General features: G+C 65.1%; 16 protein-coding genes. 12 read left to right on the plus strand and 4 right to left on the minus strand.

Features of this window, described 5'->3' with window-relative positions:
- The first annotated feature begins 12 nt into the window (after positions 1-12).
- From DAAJ005_RS10435 to DAAJ005_RS10445, 3 genes are all read left to right on the plus strand, one after another.
- A complete protein-coding gene (locus DAAJ005_RS10435; RefSeq protein ID WP_151847065.1) occupies positions 13-294 on the plus strand; it encodes a type II toxin-antitoxin system HigB family toxin in 282 nt (93 codons plus the stop codon).
- Between the two features lies 1 nt (position 295).
- The gene (locus tag DAAJ005_RS10440; RefSeq protein ID WP_192930730.1) at positions 296-733 is read left to right on the plus strand and encodes a type II toxin-antitoxin system HigA family antitoxin; all 438 of its coding nucleotides are present in this window, start codon (positions 296-298) and stop codon (positions 731-733) included.
- A 181-nt stretch (positions 734-914) separates the two neighbouring features.
- Complete coding sequence (locus DAAJ005_RS10445; protein WP_151847067.1) at positions 915-1,571, plus strand: DUF1345 domain-containing protein; 657 nt, start codon at positions 915-917, stop codon at positions 1,569-1,571.
- A 76-nt stretch (positions 1,572-1,647) separates the two neighbouring features.
- Here DAAJ005_RS10445 and DAAJ005_RS10450 read toward each other — a convergent pair whose 3' ends face one another.
- Positions 1,648-2,130 (minus strand): universal stress protein, encoded by a 483-nt coding sequence (locus tag DAAJ005_RS10450; RefSeq protein WP_226342378.1) that lies wholly within the window; start codon positions 2,128-2,130, stop codon positions 1,648-1,650.
- Positions 2,131-2,266: 136 nt separating this feature from the next.
- Here DAAJ005_RS10450 and DAAJ005_RS10455 point away from each other — a divergent pair, with 136 nt between their 5' ends.
- Together DAAJ005_RS10455 and DAAJ005_RS10460 are read left to right on the plus strand one after the other, a co-directional pair.
- Positions 2,267-3,073 carry a TIGR00282 family metallophosphoesterase gene (locus DAAJ005_RS10455; RefSeq protein WP_151847068.1) on the plus strand — a complete coding sequence of 269 codons (807 nt, stop codon included), beginning with the start codon at positions 2,267-2,269 and terminating at the stop codon, positions 3,071-3,073.
- A 69-nt stretch (positions 3,074-3,142) separates the two neighbouring features.
- The gene (locus DAAJ005_RS10460) at positions 3,143-5,635 is read left to right on the plus strand and encodes a phosphoenolpyruvate carboxylase (RefSeq protein WP_151847069.1); all 2,493 of its coding nucleotides are present in this window, start codon (positions 3,143-3,145) and stop codon (positions 5,633-5,635) included.
- 81 nt (positions 5,636-5,716) lie between these two features.
- Here DAAJ005_RS10460 and DAAJ005_RS10465 read toward each other — a convergent pair whose 3' ends face one another.
- Positions 5,717-6,691 carry a carbon-nitrogen hydrolase family protein gene (locus DAAJ005_RS10465; protein WP_151847070.1) on the minus strand — a complete coding sequence of 325 codons (975 nt, stop codon included), beginning with the start codon at positions 6,689-6,691 and terminating at the stop codon, positions 5,717-5,719.
- A gap of 372 nt (positions 6,692-7,063) precedes the next feature.
- On the opposite strand from DAAJ005_RS10465, the gene DAAJ005_RS10475 reads away from it, so the two are divergent.
- The 7 genes from DAAJ005_RS10475 (at position 7,064) to DAAJ005_RS10505 (ending at position 15,128) form a co-directional block, all read left to right on the plus strand.
- The gene (locus DAAJ005_RS10475; RefSeq protein ID WP_151847071.1) at positions 7,064-7,906 is read left to right on the plus strand and encodes a stage 0 sporulation family protein; all 843 of its coding nucleotides are present in this window, start codon (positions 7,064-7,066) and stop codon (positions 7,904-7,906) included.
- An 83-nt stretch (positions 7,907-7,989) separates the two neighbouring features.
- Entirely contained in the window at positions 7,990-9,702 is a 1,713-nt protein-coding gene (locus DAAJ005_RS10480; RefSeq protein WP_151847072.1) for a M3 family oligoendopeptidase, read from the plus strand.
- A gap of 83 nt (positions 9,703-9,785) precedes the next feature.
- Positions 9,786-11,936 (plus strand): VWA domain-containing protein, encoded by a 2,151-nt coding sequence (locus DAAJ005_RS10485; protein WP_151847073.1) that lies wholly within the window; start codon positions 9,786-9,788, stop codon positions 11,934-11,936.
- A gap of 250 nt (positions 11,937-12,186) precedes the next feature.
- The gene (locus tag DAAJ005_RS10490) at positions 12,187-12,669 is read left to right on the plus strand and encodes a hypothetical protein (RefSeq protein WP_151847074.1); all 483 of its coding nucleotides are present in this window, start codon (positions 12,187-12,189) and stop codon (positions 12,667-12,669) included.
- A 238-nt stretch (positions 12,670-12,907) separates the two neighbouring features.
- Positions 12,908-14,242, plus strand: a complete 1,335-nt coding sequence (locus DAAJ005_RS10495; protein WP_151847075.1) for a LysM peptidoglycan-binding domain-containing protein — start codon at positions 12,908-12,910, stop codon at positions 14,240-14,242.
- A 191-nt stretch (positions 14,243-14,433) separates the two neighbouring features.
- A complete protein-coding gene (gene rbfA, locus DAAJ005_RS10500) occupies positions 14,434-14,721 on the plus strand; it encodes a 30S ribosome-binding factor RbfA (RefSeq protein ID WP_151847076.1) in 288 nt (95 codons plus the stop codon).
- A gap of 62 nt (positions 14,722-14,783) precedes the next feature.
- A complete protein-coding gene (locus DAAJ005_RS10505) occupies positions 14,784-15,128 on the plus strand; it encodes a thioesterase family protein (RefSeq protein WP_255448062.1) in 345 nt (114 codons plus the stop codon).
- Between the two features lie 120 nt (positions 15,129-15,248).
- On the opposite strand, the gene DAAJ005_RS10510 is transcribed toward DAAJ005_RS10505, so the two are convergent.
- On the minus strand, positions 15,249-16,004 hold the full coding sequence (locus tag DAAJ005_RS10510) for a PIG-L deacetylase family protein (protein ID WP_151847077.1): 756 nt from the start codon (positions 16,002-16,004) through the stop codon (positions 15,249-15,251).
- Positions 16,005-16,056: 52 nt separating this feature from the next.
- A complete protein-coding gene (locus tag DAAJ005_RS10515) occupies positions 16,057-16,518 on the minus strand; it encodes a DUF4870 domain-containing protein (RefSeq protein ID WP_075834079.1) in 462 nt (153 codons plus the stop codon).
- Positions 16,519-16,526 lie beyond the last annotated feature (8 nt).

The raw sequence follows: 16,526 nt of genomic DNA on the forward strand, positions 1-16,526 counted from the left end.
CAGGATGTGGGAATGAACGCGCTCACTCTGGCAGCGCTGATCGCGTTCTGGCTCAAACATCCCGACGCCGAGGGGCCATTGCGAATCTGGTACAGGCAGGTCCGCCGGAATGAATACCAATCTTTTGCCGATGTGAAGGCCGATTTTAGCAGCGCCGACTGGGTGCAGGGTTTCATCGTCTTTGACATCGGCGGCAACAAATATCGGCTGATCGTCTGTCCAGATTTTCGTACCAAGCGCCTGTACATTGAGGCCATCTTGACCCACAGGGAATATGACCACTGGAGGCCCTGATATGACCACCTTGCCCAACTTCAACGCCTTTGTTCAGTCGTGGCAGCAAATCCATAGCTATGCACCTGGATTATTTGTTGAAATCACTGACGATGAAACCCTCAAACAGGCAACGGACGCACTCAAAGCCCTAGACGCCGAGATGAGCGCCAGCGGAATTCATCCGCACCCGCTTGATGATCTGGCAAACACCGTCATGAACCGCATCGTCGCCTATGAAGCCGTCCACTACCCCATCCCCGACATAGACGCCCCTGACATCCTCAAAGTGTTTATGGAAGAACGCCACCTGACCCAGCAGCAACTCGCTAAAGCGGTGGGCATCAGCCAAAGCACCATCAGCCAACTGCTGGGGCGCAGGCGGGCCTTCACGCTGGAGCATCTGCACAAGCTGGCCGGGTACTTTGGGGTGAAGGTATCGCTGTTTTTGCCGGACTGAACTGTTGCTGGACTAGACGGGATTCATGGACAGCCAGACCTGCGCCAGCATTAGCAGGCCAAAAATAAGGAACATCATCACGGGCATCCAACGCCGGAGCCAGGTGCGGGTGCTTTCTTTCATGGCCCAATGCTAGGCCAGGCATCTATCGCCTTTCTGACGGGAGCGATATGCTCCGCGCATGACCGACACCTCGCGCCATCCCCCGGCTGTGGCGCGGCTGCTGCTGGGCGCTGGCGTGGGCATTCTGGCAGGACTGCTAACCCCACACGTCTGGCCCTGGGAGGCCCGTGTGCTGGTGGGCTGGGTGCTGTTCTGTGCCATCGTCCTGCTGTGGCTGAGGCTGGCGCTGTGGACCGCTTCCCCGGAACGCACACGGGCGCTGGCGCTGCGCGAGGACGATACGCGGGCGCTGGCAGGCGGCGTGACCCTGGTGGCCTCGCTGGTCAGTCTGGTGGGCGTGATCTTCGCGCTGCATCAGGCCGGGAGCGAGAAGGGGGCGGCGGCGGTGGCCCTGACCGTGCTGGCGGTGCTGACTGTGGCCGCGTCGTGGCTGCTGGTCCACGCCGAGTACACGCTGCACTACGCCCGCAAGTTCTACAGCGATGGCGGCGGCGTGACCTTTCCGAAGGAGGACGGCGGCACGCTGAAAGACCCCGATTACCGCGACTTCGCCTACCTGTCCCTGACCATCGGCATGACCTTTCAGGTCAGCGATAACACCATCACTACGCGGGCCTTTCGCCGCCTGCTGCTGGGCCACGCGCTGCTGTCGTACCTGTTCGGGGCCGTGATCGTGGCCGTGACCATCAACGGGGTGGCGGGGATTATCGGGTAGGCATCCGCTCGCTCAGGAAGGCAAAGAAAACCAGGGGCGGAATGCGCAATCACCGCCCCTGACTTCCAACTGTTTATTACGACGAGGCGGTACTCTTGCCCCATGCCACCGGACCCTGATCGCCCTTGATCAGCAGCACGGGCACCGCCGCATGTTGCGCCACCGCCTGCGCCACACTGCCCAGCAGGGCGCGGCCCAGACCGCTGCGTCCGTGGGTGGTCATGACGATCATCTGCGCGCCTTCCTCACGGGCCACGTCCAGAATGGCGCGGGAGACATGGCGGCCCTGGGCGCGCTCCACCATGATCCTGGCGTCCGGCACCTGCTCGTGCAGGAGGTTTTCCAGGCTCGCTTTCATCTCGTCCATGGTTTCGTTGGACGTGGGCATGGCGTAGGCGTATTCGCCGTAGGCGGCCACCAGCGGATCGGTCTGGATGCTCAGCACGATCAGTTCGGCCCCCAGCGCCTTGGCCAGTCCCTGCGCGTGAGAGAGGGCATGCTGGCCCAGTTCGCTGCCATCGGTGGTCACGAGAATTCGGTTCATCGGTGTGGTGGTCATGGTGGTGCCTCCTGCTGCCCAGCCTCGGCCACGCCCATTACGGGGGCATTACCACGCAGAACGTTGGGCCGTATAGAAAACACTGGGCCGTGCAGAAAATGGCAGAAGAAGGCAGCACAGACGCTAGCCTGCCCGCATGATCAAGCTGTTATTCGTGGGAGACGTATTCGGACAACCGGGACGCCGGATGCTGGGAAAAACCTTGCCAGACCTTCGCCGGGACGTGGATTTTGCCATCGTGAATATGGAGAATTCTGCCGGAGGATTTGGAATGCACCGCGACGCGGCGGAAGGCGCACTGCGGGCCGGGGCCGACTGCATGACGCTGGGCAACCACGCCTGGCAACACCGCGACATCAACAAATTGATGCAGGACCCGGAGAACTACCCCATCGTGCGCCCGCTGAACTATGCCGATCCAGCTACTCCCGGCGTCGGCTGGCGCACTTTTGACATTCAGACGAAGGAAGGAACCGAGCGTCTCACCGTGGTCAATCTGCTGGGCCGGGTCTTCATGGATCAGGTGTCCAATCCCTTCAGCGCCATAGACAACCTGCTGGAACGGGATGACCTGGGCAGTGTCTTCGTGGACTTTCACGCCGAGGCCAGCAGCGAGAAGGCGGGCATGGCGTGGCATCTGGACGGACGGGTGGCCGCCGTGATCGGCACGCATACGCATGTGCCCACCGCCGACACGCGCATCCTGCCGCACGGGACCGCCTTTCAGACCGACGCCGGATTCACCGGCCCACACGACAGCATCATCGGTTCGGACCCGGCTGGTCCGGTGGCCCGCTTCGTCACCGAGCGCCCCCACCGGTACGCGGTGGCCGAGGGCCGCGCCGAGCTGAATGCCGTCTATGTCCAGATAGAGGCGGGGCGGGCGATGTCCATTGAGCGCTACCGTGCCGTGGAAGAAGGGGTGGAGGCAGACGGGTTGTAGAGCTGTACGGGTTGTAAAGCTGTTCTGCCTCCCCGCTGCCAGATCCCCACCCATCACCGGAGGACCACTATGGGCATCAAGAGTGACGTGAACTTGCTGGGCCGCACGCTGGGCCACGTGCTGAAAGAGCAGGAAGGCGAGGCATTTTTTGACCTCGTGGAGCGCACACGGGCGCTGGTCCGCGAAGTCCGGGCCGGGGGCGATGACATCGAACTGAGGCAGATGTTGGCCGATCTGTCCGGCGAGGATGCAGGACGGCTGGCACGGGCCTTTACGTGGTACTTCCAACTGGTCAATCTGGCCGAGGAATACGAGCGGGTGCGCTCGCTACGCGGCAGCGATGGCGTCCGCTCACAGAGTCTGGAAAGTGCGCTGGCCGCCCTGAAAGAGCAGGGCCTGAGCGCGGCGGACGTGGAAGCCCTGATCGAGCGCGTCAACCTGGGCCTGACCTTCACCGCCCACCCCACTGAGATGCGCCGCCGCACCATCCGGCAGCATCTGGAAGCGGTGGCACGCGATATCCCGCACCTGGACGATACCGAGGCGCAGGAGCGGGTGGCCGCCCATGTGGAGGCGATGTGGTCCACGCCCGAGCTGCGGCACCTGAAGCCCACCGTGCTGGACGAGGTCAAGGGCGGTCTGAACTACATCACCGCGATTGCCGGGGCGTTGCCCGAGTTACAGCGTGATCTGGGCCGGGCCTTCGTGAACGTGTACGGGCAGGAGTCAAATGCCCGAATCCCCCTGAGTTTCTCGTCGTGGATGGGCGGGGACCGCGACGGCAATCCCTTCGTGACGCCGCAGGCCACCCGTGAGACGCTGGAAGTCCACCGCCAGCGGGCGCGCGAGCTGCTGCTGGGCGAATTGAAGCGCACCTACGCCAACCTGTCTCAGGAGGACGGCGATCCGGCGCAGACGGCGGGGCAGGAGCCGTACCGCACCGAGTTGCGCCAGCTTCACAACGCCGTGCGCGACGGCGAACAGGTGGAGTTGCTCCCGCGCCTGGAAGCGCTGGACATCCGCCTGCGGGGGGACGGGCAGCACCGCACCGCCGATCAATTGCTCACGCCCTTGCTGACCCTCGTGCGCGTCTTTGGGCAGCATCTCGTCAGTCTGGACGTGCGCGAACACTCCGGGCAGACCGGGGCGGCGGTGGCGGAACTGCTGAAACAGGCTGGGGTGGAGGCCGATTATCTGGCGCTTTCGGAGGAGGAACGGCAAAAACTCCTCACCACCGAACTGCGCTCGCGCCGCCCGCTGTGGCCTGCCGGAGAAGTGCTGCCCGAGGAACTGGAAACTGTGATCGGTCCCATCCGCGAGGTGCAGGGCGCGATTGCCCAGAGCGGGCCGCGCGCTTTTGGACGCTACATCATCAGCATGGCCGAGAGCGTCAGTGACGTGCTGGAGCCGCTGCTGCTGGCCCGCGAGGTGGGCCTGCGGGTGCTGACCGTGCCGCTGTTCGAGACGCTGGACGACCTGCAACGCGCCCCGCAGGTCATGACCGATCTGCTGGCCCTGCCCGAATACCGCGCGATTCTGGGCGAGGACGTGCAGGAAATCATGCTGGGATATTCGGACAGCAACAAGGACGCCGGATTCCTGGCCGCCAACTGGGCGCTGCACGAGGCCCAGCGGCAGATCAGCGACGTGTGCCGCGCGGCAGGGGTGCGCTGGCGGTTCTTCCACGGGCGCGGCACCAGCATCGGGCGCGGGGGCGGCCCAGCTTCCCGCGCGATTCTGGGGCAGCCTGCCGGAACCATTGACGCCGGACTGCGGATCACCGAACAGGGCGAGGCACTGGCCGATAAGTACAGCCACCCCGTGCTGGCGCGGCGCAATCTGGAACAGGCGCTGTACGGTCTGCTGCTGTCTGCCGCACGTCCAGCGGATTCGCTGAAACCCGAATGGACGGCAGCGATGGACACGGCGGCTGCGGCCAGTGCCACGGCTTATCGCGCACTGGTGCATGACGACGGCTTCCTACCCTTTTTTGAAGCCGCCACGCCCATCCACGAAATCGCCCGTCTGAACATCGCCTCGCGCCCCGTTCGCCGCCCCGGTGCGCCCACGCTGACCAACCTGCGCGCCATTCCCTGGGTGATGAGCTGGACGCAGATTCGCAGCAACCTGCCCGGCTGGTACGGCCTGCGCGAGGGCTTGCAGAGCATCGGCCCGGACGCGGCGCGGGGGATGTACGCGGCGTGGCCGTTCTTCCGTACCGTGATCGACAACGCGCAGATGAGCCTGGCGAAGAGTGACCCGCTGATCTTCGAGGAATACCTGCGCCTGCTGGGGCCGCACCCGCTGGCCGACTCTCTCCAGGCCGCTTACCGCGAGACGGTGGAACTGGTGCAGGCCGTGGTGGGCGCGGAGTTGCTGGACAATGAACCCCGCCTGCGCGAGAGCATCAGCCTGCGCAACCCGTACATCGATCCGATCCACCGCATTCAGGTGGAACTGCTGCGCCGCGCCCGCGCCGAAGAAGGCGGCCTGGACACCTTCGAGCGCCCGCTGATGCTGAGCTTGCAGGGCATCGCGGCGGGGGTGCGGAATACGGGGTGAGGGCGTGCGCCACGTCTAAAAGTCAAACGATCCAGCCGCAAAAACGTATGCCTATTTTCTGCGGCTGGACCGTTTGAGCTGTCACCGCTCCCCATCCTCAAACCGCGCCATGCGCTGCCGCTCACGGTTGACGCGCAGTTGCACGATGTCGGGGCGGGCGTAATGGCCTGCCACGTCAAAGTTCTGGCGTTCCTCGCGCACATGGGCGTGATTCAATTCCACAGTGAACAATCCCTCTGTCTCGGCCAACGGCGGGAGGAGCCACGTCCCGTCGGGCGCAGCGGCGGCAGTTCCACCATTGGCGAAGAAGGGTCTGCCCGAATCCAGCATTTCCTGGCGCAGTAGGAAATCCTCTGGAATATCCGAGGGACGCAGCAGGCCGGACACGGAGAGCACGAATGAGCGGCTCTCCAGGGCGATAAAACGCGTGATGTCGGGGGTGTTGTGCATTCCGCCGGGCCACACCGCCACATGCACATTCTCACCCTGGGCATACAGCGCTGAGCGTAGCAGCGGCACCCAGTTTTCATAGCAGTTCAAGCCGCCCACCCGAAAGGGTCCAAGGTCATGGACGCGCAGGCCGTGGCCGTCGCCCGCACCCCAGACCAGGCGTTCCTCGTAGGTGGGCTGAGTCTTGCGGTGAACACTGGCAATCTGGCCGCGCTGATCTATGTAAACCAGCGTGCAATACAGGCTGTGGCCCCCACGGTCCGGCGCGCGTTCCATGATCCCCAGGTAAATTGCCAGCGCGTGTTCGGCAGCGAGGGCGCACAGAGCGTTCAAGTCGCCGCGTTCAATGACCACGCCCTGATCCAGATAGTGGGCGTACATCTTCTTCTGCGCCGGACTGTTAAAGCGTGCGCCGTCCGTCAGTTCTACCCAGAATGGATAGCCCGGCACCAGCGCCTCACCGAAGACCACCAGCACGCAACCTTGCGCGGCGGCGTTCCGCACGTAGCCCGCGACTTTTTCCAGGGTGCGGACGCGGTCCAGCCACACCGGGGCCATCTGGACCAGACCGACTTTCAGGGTGTCCGTGTTCGCAGGATCAGTCATGGGGTGAGGTTAACGCCTCGCGCCTGGATCTGCGCTGCCCACACGTCCTGCGGCGTCTTGCGGCGGCGAATCAGGGTGCAATCCGTGCCATTCCGCGTTCCTGGTTCATCCAGGGCTTCAGCAGGTCTGGAACGGGTCAGGTCAGTGCTGCTCCTGGCCGCGCCATACGCCCGCGCCTCTGCGATAGACAGCAGATCACCGCTCTCGCAGGCAAGGCCAGCGATGTCCTATGTCTGAACATCCGAACCGACCCACATGGCCACCTTTTCGATGGGCGCGGGCTGCTGGAAAGCGCGGTGACTCTCCCTCCCACACCCGGATTTGTGCCTCAACTCCCGTCGCAGCGCCCCCCGGCGTGACATGCTGCGGCCAATGGTTGTCCTTCCTGTCCGCTTCGAGCGCAGTCCGCGCCTCCATCCCATGCTCAGTGAGGACACCTTTGCCGTGGGCACGCAGGTGGTCGTGCAGGGCAAGCGTGGGCCGGAGATTGCCACTGTGCGCGGTGAGCCAGGGCAGGCCAGGAGCAACGAGCGCTACGGCGCGGTACTGCGCGCGGCCACCCCCGAAGACCTGACCCGCTGGGACGAGCTGCACCGCACCGGCAACGACCTGAAATGGCTGCTGCGGGCGCGGGCGCGTGAGCGGGGGCTGGCGGTCAAGCTGGTGGCGGTGGAATTCACGCTGGACGAGAGTCTGGTCACGGTCAGCTACAGCGCCGACGAACGTATCGAACTGACGGGGCTGATCGGCGAGGTGCGCGCGCAGACCAGTGCCCGCGTCAACTTTGCCGCCATCGGCCCGCGCGAGCAGGCGCAGATGATCGGCGCACTGGGCGCGTGCGGGCGCGAGAACTGCTCGTCCACCCACCTTCAGGACTTTGCCCCAGTCAGCATCCGCATGGCGCGCGATCAGCAGTTGCCGCTGAATCCGGAAAAACTGTCGGGGCCGTGCGGGCGCTTGCTGTGCTGCCTGCAATTCGAACACAGCCAGTACCAGGATCTGCTGCGCGATCTGCCGCGTAAGAACGCCAAGGTCTGCCACACCGGCAGCGGCGCGTGCGGCAAGGTGACCAAACTGCATCCGTTGACCGGAACCGTGGACGTGTACAGCGATCAGGGCATGCTGCTGGGCGTGCCTGCGGGCGAACTGCGCCGCGCCTCCGAGAACGAGGGCAAGGGTGGGGCGGGCAAACGCGGGGCCGACGCCTCGGAGTGACAGACACGGGGCTTGGCCAGACGGTCAGTTTCTGAGCCATCTGACCCGCGTTGCAGCACCTGCCACACGCTACACTCCCCGCCATGACGGCATCACTGGACCGGGTTGAGAACAAGTTGCAGGTTTCCGAACACGCCGCAGACTGGGAAAGGTACCGCCCGCGCTATGAATCGCTGCTGAAGGCCGAGCTGACGGCGGCGGACGTGCCCGACTGGCTGGAGCGCTGGAGTGCGCTGGACGCCGAACTGGGCGAGGCGGGGGCGAAACTGTCCACCCATGCGGACCTCCATACCGATGACGAAGCAGTGCAGAGGCGTTACCAGACCTTTGTGGCCGAGGTAATGCCCCCCGCTAGCCGCACCGGGCAGGCGCTGACCGAGAAGCTGCTGGCGGTGGCGGGCTACACGCCCGCGCCGGACTTTGCTCTCAATTACCGCCGCTTCCGCGACGCCGCTGCGCTGTTCCGGGAGGCCAACGTGGAACTGGAGGTGACACACCAGCAGCAGCAGAACCGCCACTCGGTCATCACCGGCAACCAGAAGGTGACGCTGAAGGGCGAGCAACTGACCATTCCACAGGCCAAGCAGCGCCTGGATAGTCCGGACCGCAAGGTGCGCGAGGACGCGTGGTGGGCGCTGACGGTCAGCAATATGGAGGTGGCGCCCGAGCTGGACGCGGTGATGCTGGAGCTGATCCACACCCGTAGAGAGCTGGCCCGCAACGCCGACGCGGCCAATTACCGCGATTTTCGCTGGAAGCAACTGGACCGGGTGGACTACACCCCTGCCGACTGCCGCGCCTTCCACGACGCGGTGCGTGAGGAAGTGGTACCGCTGGCCGCCAAACTGATGGGGGACATCGCGCGGGAGCTGGGACTGGAGAGCATTCGCCCCTGGGATTTCAACCGCAGCAACCTGCTGGACCCCTCGGGACGCGAGGCGCTGAAACCGTTTACCACGGGCGAGGAGTTGCAGGAGCTGGCGCAGACGGCCTTCGCAGGCGTGGACCCCGATCTGGCCGCCCGCTTCGGGCAGATGCGGGAGAGCGGTCTGCTGGACCTGGAATCGCGCCCCGGCAAGATGACGCACGCCTACTGCCAGTATTTCCCGGTCAACAACGAACCCTTCGTGCTGATGAACGTGGTGGGCACGGCGCACGATCTTCAGGTGCTGTTCCATGAGGTGGGCCACGCTTTCCACGGTTTTTACAGCGGCGACGCGCAGCCGCTGGTCTGGAACCGCTGGAGTCCCATCGAGTTCGTGGAAATCCCCAGCATGGCAATGGAATTCCTGACGCTGGACCACTTGGGCCATGTGTTTAATCCCGAGGAACTGGCCCGCTACCGCCGCAGCCAGCTTCAGGGCGTGGTGGCTTTCTTGCCATGGGCCGCGCAGATGGACGCCTTCCAGCACTGGCTGTACGCCGAGGCGCCAGAAGATGTGGGCGTTGCCGACCTGGACGCCAAATGGCTGGAACTGGATAAGACTTTCCATCCGTTTGTCGATTGGAACGGCATTGACGAGGGGGTGCGGGCCAAGGGGTGGCAGTACTACCATATTTTTCAAGCGCCTTTTTATTACATCGAGTACGCCATGTGTTATCTGGCCGCAGTCGGCATCTGGCGGGAAGCGCGTGAAGATGCGGCGGGGGCGCTGACGCGCTACAAGGCCGCCCTGCGTCTGGGCAACGCGGCGGGCGTACCAGAGCTGTACCGCGCGGCAGGCGTGGAATTCCGTTTTGACCGCGAGTACATCAAGGGACTGATGGGCTTTCTGAAAGAGCAACTCACGTCCTGAACACACTTTCACGGCATTCCGCCCGTTCTGGCCCACTTCGGCGCAGCTCCCCACCGCCCGTCTCGGGGCACAATAGGGGCCAGATGCAGCCCGTCACCCTCCTCCTTCTCGCACTCGGTCTCAGCGTGGCCGCCTCCGGTACGGCGGCTGGGGCGACTCCGAGTCCGCCACCGCCCACATTGCCCGCTACCTGCGCCCTGCCCACCGGCCCGCTGCCCACGCGCACGCGGGCGGTGTTCGTGCTGGACACCAGCGGCAGCATGCGCGGTATAGGGGACGGGCGGGCAGACATCTTCGGGCGGGTGCGGGCCGAACTGAACCGCTACGTGCGCGAATCGCGGCCTGACCGGGTAGAGCTGCTGACCTTCGATGCCGGGCTACGGACGCGCCGGGGCTTTGACCGCCCCGCCGGAACGCCAGGATGGAACACCGCGCTGAGACGGTTGAAGGCGGACGGCAGCAACACCTACCTGTACCGCAGCCTGCGCGCCGCCCTGGAGCCGCTGACGGGGGGCGAGCAGTATGTGACCACCGTGTTCGTGCTGACCGATGGTATCGACAACGACAGCCTGCGGCCCTTCACGGCGGCGCAGGCGCTGGCGGCCTTCGCGGAGCGCGGCCCCCTTGACCGCCTCCACTATCTGGCGCTGGGCACCCGCATTCCCGCCGACGCCCGCCGCGCCCTGCTGGCCAGCGATTACGCCGATGGCCGGGCCATGCCGCTGGGACAGGTGCCCCGGCTGGGCGGCCCCGGCCTGGGCATTGGGCTGCGGCGCGTGAACAGTCTGGCCTCGGTGCGGCTGCCCCTTGCAGACAGCACACGGGTCCGGCTCTCAGCCCCCGGCAATCTGGGCCTCACGCTGAAGCCGGACGTGGTCAGGGGCGGAAAGGTAAGGCTGTCGGCGCGGGGAAACGTTCCCTACGGGGCGGCGGCGCTGCTGTGCGCGGACGCCCAGGCACTTCCGGGCAGTGTGGCCGCCAAGCCCCAGCAGGTGCTGTTGCGCCTGAACACCACGTCGCCCCTGACGCTGCTGAACCCCGGCGCAGACCGGGAACTTGCTCAGGGTGAGGAGACGGTCCTGCGCTACCGGGCCACCTCCGGCGTGCGGCTGAATGACCTGACGGTGGGCGACCTGCCCCCTGGCCTGAGTGCCGTGGTCTCTCGCGCCCCCGACTCGCGGGAATTTGCGGTTCGCCTCGTCAACTCGGCCCTGACGCCGGGTCAGACCGTCACGCCGCTGCTGATCCTGCCCGGAGGCGCGGAGGTGACCCTGCCCGCCGTGCTGGGCCGAGTGGGAGGCCGCGCGCCGTATGCTGCCGCGCCCATCTCCAGACCCTCAGGCGCGCAGGCGGGCAATCCTTCTCCGCAGGCCACGCGAGACCAGCAGGACCAGGATCAGGAGGAACGCGTGGGAAGCTGGGCCGCCCTGATCGGCGGGCTGGAGTGGATACGGGCGCTGGTGCTGCTGGCCCTGGCAGCAGGCGCCGCATTCTGGCTGCTGGCGCGCCGCAGACGTGGTGGAGGCGTCTGGCGGCCCCTGGGTGGGTCTGCGGCGGTGGCCAGTGCCCGCCTGCGCCCGGTGCTGAGACCACAGGCTACCCCCCAGAACGAGCCGCCTGCAGTGGAGGGCATCGAGTACAGCGGGGGCCGTGTCCTGTCGCTGGTGGCGGCAGGGGGCGAGGTCACGCCCGTGCCCATTCCGCTGGGCGGCCCCTTCGATCTGGGACAACTGGCCCGCGTACCACACCTGAGTGGCCTGCGTGCAGAGCAGCACCGGGACGGCCTGAAAATTCTACGGGTGCCCACCGATCTGGACGTCAGTCAGGGAGCGCGGCTGATCGAGGCCGGGGACGTGGTGAGGCCCGGTACGCTGCTGGGTGTCGCGGTAGGCCGCACAGGCCGCGCGCCGCAGCACCCGCTGGGCACCCTGGCCGGGCTGGGCCAGCCCCTGACCCTGCACCGCGAGGCCATCCGCCAGGGCACAGTTAACGTGCGCGCCGCCGGACCTTACGGCCAGCACACCGTCAAGCTGCCGCCGGGGCCGAGCGACCTGGGCGCCGCCTTCGGTGCGCCCGCCCTGGAAGGATTGATGGTCACCCTCAGCGGCCCCAACGTCCTGCTGGTGGAAGTGCCAGACGGCCTGCGCCTGCGCCGCAGCGGCGAAACGGCCCCGCTGCAACCCGGCAGCTATCTGCCTGACCTGACCCTGGTGGACCTGCCAGACGGCCAGTAGAGTTGGAGCAGTGATGCTCCGCCCAGCGTGGGTCTGCACGGCCCTCATACGCATTCCGTTTGTAACGCGGTAGAGATCAGGAAAGCGTAGGTCTCCACACTCCACGCCCGGAACCCGTTTTTCTCCTTCTCGCATCCGCTCGGATCTTCACCGTTTTGCAAACGATTCAATCGGAGTCCGCATGATCTGCACAGGGCTGGTCTCTCCCTTGCAGTCCTCTCCCCCGCCGCCGCGCTACGCTACGGCCCATATGGATCTGCTCCGCGCCATTCACGGCTATCAGTTCGGCTCTTCACTAGCCTTTCTCTTTCCCACCCCATATGTTCTGGCCACGCTGATTCTGCTGGTCTGGAGCATCGCCCCGGCAGTTAAAGGCGTGGTCAGCGGCTCGTTTACGGTCTGGCTGCGAATCGTCTGGGTGCTGACTTTGATCCCTGCGGCGACAGGGGTGATTCTGGCCCTAGGGGGCTTGAAGGTGCCAAGCGCAACGGACATTGGTAATGGGGGAAGCAAATACGGCTTCGTGGTGGACCCTAGCCGCAATATTGAACACTGGATGTATTCGGCTTTTGCCCTGCTCAGCCTATACGTTATCGAAATGCTGGTGGCTGGGCGCATGATTGACCATAGAAATGGCCTAAAATATTTGCCCGTTGCCACCCTATTTCTGTACGGCGTGGCCTACATGATCTGGAGGGTGGCGGTCTTACCGGGCAGCACGCCGGGCACCTGAAAGCGGGGACTTAAGACATTGGGGGGCTGTGTAGACGGCAAATCGGAAGCTGAATCACCGCCAGCCAATCCCTCCCTGAAACCGCACGGGGCCATCTGCAGGGCCTTCCTGGCGATTTACAGGTGGCCCGTTCACACCTCAGCAGCGGGCCGAAGCTGCTTCCCGCCTCGTAACACCTTCCCATCTGATCAGCTCTGCTCATCCGCCCGCAGTGCGGGTGTGTTCATCTGGAAGGTCTATGCGCTCTCGTTATCTTTTCTTAATCTTTTTACTGCTGATCGGCCCGGCGCATGCGGCTTCCAGCAAAGTTACCGTCCGTTCCGGCGACACCCTGTACAAGATCGCCACGCGCGCAGGCCTCAGCGTGGCGCAGCTCAGGGCAGTCAACGGCCTGAAAAGCGACACCATCCGCGTGGGACAGGTGCTGAAGCTGAGCAAGGTGGCGGCGGTGGCGCCCATTCCCGCTACTCCTGCGCGTGCGCCTGCCGCTAATGCTACTGCCGTGACCTACACGGTCCAGCGCGGCGACTTTCTGAGCAAGATCGCGGGCAGATACGGCGTCAGTGTCGGCGCGCTTCAGGCTGCCAACAAGCTGAGCGGCACGCTGATCACGCCGGGCCAGCGCCTCAAGATTCCGGCGCGCGGCTCGGCCCCGGCCCCCCGGCCCACCACCGAGGTCCGCACGCTCTTCACCTATATCTACATGAAACGCACGGAAACGCCTGCGGTGATTGCCCAGCGCTACCGCATCAGCGTGGACAAACTGCGCCGTATCAACAATCTGGGCAGCGCCCGCTACATCGTGCCGGGAATCAAGCTGCTGGTGCCGTCACACGTCCCAGTGCCGATTCCGCCGAAACCACAGGGCCGCGCCGCCACCTACAAGCAGCTCAGGCCACTGAATATCCCGGTGCAGGTGGTCAACGTGGACCTGCGCTGGCGCGACGTGCTGGTGGCCCCGGTGCTGCCCGGCGGCGGCCTGAACTTCGGCTCGGGCGCGCGGGTGGGGCAACTGGCCCGCAGCAGCGGCGCGCAGGCGATCATCAACGGCTCGTACTTTCACCCGCATAGCTTCGCCCCCGCCGGGGACATCGTGATGCAGGGGCGCATGCTGACCTGGGGCCGCATTCCGCAGGCACTGGCGATTACGCCCGACAACCGTGCAGCCATCCGGGCCAGCACCACCGGACTGCTGCAAATTCCGCTGAGCAGCGCGTGGCAGGGCATGGAAACCGTGATCGCCACCGGGCCACGCCTCCTGGCCGGGGGCCAGGTGCAATACCGGTACAGCAACGCCTTCCGCGATCCCGCCCTGTTTGGCCGCGCAGCAAGGAGCGCCATCGGCCTGATCAGCAACCGCGATCTGGTGATGGTCAGCACCCGGTCCCGCCTGACCATCACCGAGATGGCCAAGGTGATGTCCCGCCTGGGCATTCAGGATGCCCTGCTGCTGGACGGCGGCAGCTCTACCGGCCTGGCCTGGAACGGCAAACCCGTACTGGACAGCGTTCGCAAGGTCAGCTACGGCATCGGCGTGTTCACCGGGTATACCGGACGGCGGTACATCCGCTGAGTGAAGACTCCAAACTCAACGCATGGAAATTCCTTTCCAGACCTATTCTGCGGGAGGCAAAGGCCAGCCAGACTGGAGAACACGCGCGTCTCCAAAGGTTTCTTCAGCCACTCCTTGCCGCCATCCGGCCTGCTTCTGCCCTACCATAGTGGGATGACCCTTGTGAATTTCCCCCTCTCCCGGTTGCGGGCATGAAGCCCGAACAGGTGCAGTCCCAGATCACGCGCGTGCTGAGCGAGGCAATTTCCGGCCTGCGTGACCCGCGCGTGCCACTGATCGTGACCGTTGAGCGCGTGACCCTGACCCCCGATTTCAGTCTGGCGCGCGTGTATGTCAGTTCGCTGGGGGCCGACATGCCCGAATTGATTGAGGCCCTGACCCACGCGCGCGGACACTTGCAACGTCAGGTGGCTGATCAGGTCCGCATGCGCCGCACGCCCACGCTGGAATTCCGCTCTGCGGCGGACAATCTGCTGTGACGGACAGGCTGACGGGCGTCAGTGTTCATACCACCATTCGCGTGCGCTACGCCGAGACCGACATGATGGGCGTCGTTCACCACGCCACCTACCCGGTGTGGTTCGAGGTGGGCCGCAGTGACCTGATGCGCGAGCTGGGCTTGCCTTACACCGAGATTGAGGCACGCGGCTACTACCTGATGCTCTCGGGCTTGAACGTGGAATACCGCCGCGCCGCCCGCTACGACGACGGGTTGGTGGTCACCACCCGCATCTCAGCCCTCCGCAGCCGCACCGTGACCTTCGTGTACGAGGTCCGGCGCGGCGAGGAACTGCTGGCGACGGGGGAATCGCGGCATATTGCCACCAACAAGCAGTACCGCCCGGCGCGGATGCCAGACGACGTGATCGCGGCGCTGGGCGGCTGAGCCAAGGGAGAGAGGCCAGGGCAAACTGCTGAAAGCACGGCCAATACGGTGGCCCCTCTCCCCCGCTGCCACAGGTGGAGAGGGGAAAATACACGCCCCCCCTTTCCATAATCCAGACAATCAGTCCAGATAATCCCGCGCTTTCAAGTGGCTGGCGCGCAGGTTGAAGCGCTCGGCGTACTTGACCCCGGCCAGACGTCCGGCTCCGGCGCGGCCCTCGCGGAACAGTTCGTCGGTCCATTGCCACTTATAGAAGTCGCGGTAGTACGAGGCGATGGCGGCAGCGGTTTCCAGCGTGTCCTCAATGTCCACGAAGACCTCGGGATAGGGGCTGGCCGGGGCGAAATACTGGTAGAAGCGAATCGGATCGCGCCACGCTTCCAGACGGCGCACGTCCTCACCGCTTTCCACCGCGTCATCGCCACTCAGATCGGGGGCGGGGGGCATAGGCTCGCCGCCGCCCTGCTCGTTGACGATCTTGGGAATGCGGGCCAGCGTGATGGCATCAAAGGCGATCTTGGCGGTCATGCGATGATCCGGGTGCGGATGATCGTCGCTCCAGGTGATCACGGCGTTGGGGCGGAAGGTGGCGTACAGCTTTGCCAGTTGCAACGCCTCGTCGCGGTGTCCGGTCATACGGCTGTCGCCCATGTCAAAGAAGTGGTACTGCGCGCCAATTTTCTCAGCCACCCAAGCGCCATGCTCTCGCCGGATGCGGGTGACTTCCTCGTGCGAGGTGTCGCCAAACTGGCTGGCGAGTTCGCCCAGCGTCGTCCAGACCAGCATGATCTCGTCGCCGCGCGCCGCGTGTTTCGCCAAGGTTCCAGCGCAACCGATCTCGTCATCCGGGTGGGCAAATACAGCCATGATTCGCATGGGGCACAGGATAGACCCATCTCGCACAGTCAGGTCCCGGAAGCTGGGACGATCAGCGTACGAAGCGGATGCTCAGGGGGTAGTGGTACGGCTGCCCGGCGCTGACCCGCACCACCGCCACGATCATGAAGATGAAGGGGATGATGCTCAGCAGCAGCAGCAGCGGTACAAAGAACACGAAGAAGGCGGCGAAGGTGCCCAGAAAGGCAAAGGCCCCGAAATCCTGCGCTCCTGCCGCCGTGCCCAGCGCCCCGCCCAGGATGCCCAGACTGAACAGCACAAAGGCCAGAATGCCAATGAGAACGCCATACAGCCACATGCTCAGTTGAAAGTTCAGCGCCTCCTTGCCCTGCTGGTCCAGCGCCGGGCTGCGGTCCCGCAGGGCCAGCCACGCCACCAGCGGCCCCAGCACATTGCCCAGCGTGGGCAGCAGAAAGCCCGCCAGTGGCGACAGATGCGTCAGGACCGCCGGGGTGCGGTCAGCTTCGGGAATGGCGAGTGCGGTGCGGGTCATACTTGACA

The sequence above is a fragment of the Deinococcus sp. AJ005 genome (assembly GCF_009017495.1).
In the GTDB taxonomy this organism is placed as follows: Bacteria; Deinococcota; Deinococci; order Deinococcales; family Deinococcaceae; genus Deinococcus.

What these genes read in the sequence shown, in the direction of transcription:
- DAAJ005_RS10435 (WP_151847065.1), top strand. Translation starts at nt 13, where the DNA reads ATGAACGCGCTCACTCTGGCAGCGCTGATCGCGTTCTGGCTCAAACAT.
- DAAJ005_RS10440 (WP_192930730.1), top strand. Translation starts at nt 296, where the DNA reads ATGACCACCTTGCCCAACTTCAACGCCTTTGTTCAGTCGTGGCAGCAA.
- DAAJ005_RS10445 (WP_151847067.1), top strand. Translation starts at nt 915, where the DNA reads ATGACCGACACCTCGCGCCATCCCCCGGCTGTGGCGCGGCTGCTGCTG.
- DAAJ005_RS10450 (WP_226342378.1), bottom strand. Translation starts at nt 2,130, where the DNA reads ATGACCACCACACCGATGAACCGAATTCTCGTGACCACCGATGGCAGC.
- DAAJ005_RS10455 (WP_151847068.1), top strand. Translation starts at nt 2,267, where the DNA reads ATGATCAAGCTGTTATTCGTGGGAGACGTATTCGGACAACCGGGACGC.
- DAAJ005_RS10460 (WP_151847069.1), top strand. Translation starts at nt 3,143, where the DNA reads ATGGGCATCAAGAGTGACGTGAACTTGCTGGGCCGCACGCTGGGCCAC.
- DAAJ005_RS10465 (WP_151847070.1), bottom strand. Translation starts at nt 6,691, where the DNA reads ATGACTGATCCTGCGAACACGGACACCCTGAAAGTCGGTCTGGTCCAG.
- DAAJ005_RS10475 (WP_151847071.1), top strand. Translation starts at nt 7,064, where the DNA reads ATGGTTGTCCTTCCTGTCCGCTTCGAGCGCAGTCCGCGCCTCCATCCC.
- DAAJ005_RS10480 (WP_151847072.1), top strand. Translation starts at nt 7,990, where the DNA reads ATGACGGCATCACTGGACCGGGTTGAGAACAAGTTGCAGGTTTCCGAA.
- DAAJ005_RS10485 (WP_151847073.1), top strand. Translation starts at nt 9,786, where the DNA reads ATGCAGCCCGTCACCCTCCTCCTTCTCGCACTCGGTCTCAGCGTGGCC.
- DAAJ005_RS10490 (WP_151847074.1), top strand. Translation starts at nt 12,187, where the DNA reads ATGGATCTGCTCCGCGCCATTCACGGCTATCAGTTCGGCTCTTCACTA.
- DAAJ005_RS10495 (WP_151847075.1), top strand. Translation starts at nt 12,908, where the DNA reads ATGCGCTCTCGTTATCTTTTCTTAATCTTTTTACTGCTGATCGGCCCG.
- rbfA (WP_151847076.1), top strand. Translation starts at nt 14,434, where the DNA reads ATGAAGCCCGAACAGGTGCAGTCCCAGATCACGCGCGTGCTGAGCGAG.
- DAAJ005_RS10505 (WP_255448062.1), top strand. Translation starts at nt 14,784, where the DNA reads ATGATGGGCGTCGTTCACCACGCCACCTACCCGGTGTGGTTCGAGGTG.
- DAAJ005_RS10510 (WP_151847077.1), bottom strand. Translation starts at nt 16,004, where the DNA reads ATGCGAATCATGGCTGTATTTGCCCACCCGGATGACGAGATCGGTTGC.
- DAAJ005_RS10515 (WP_075834079.1), bottom strand. Translation starts at nt 16,518, where the DNA reads ATGACCCGCACCGCACTCGCCATTCCCGAAGCTGACCGCACCCCGGCG.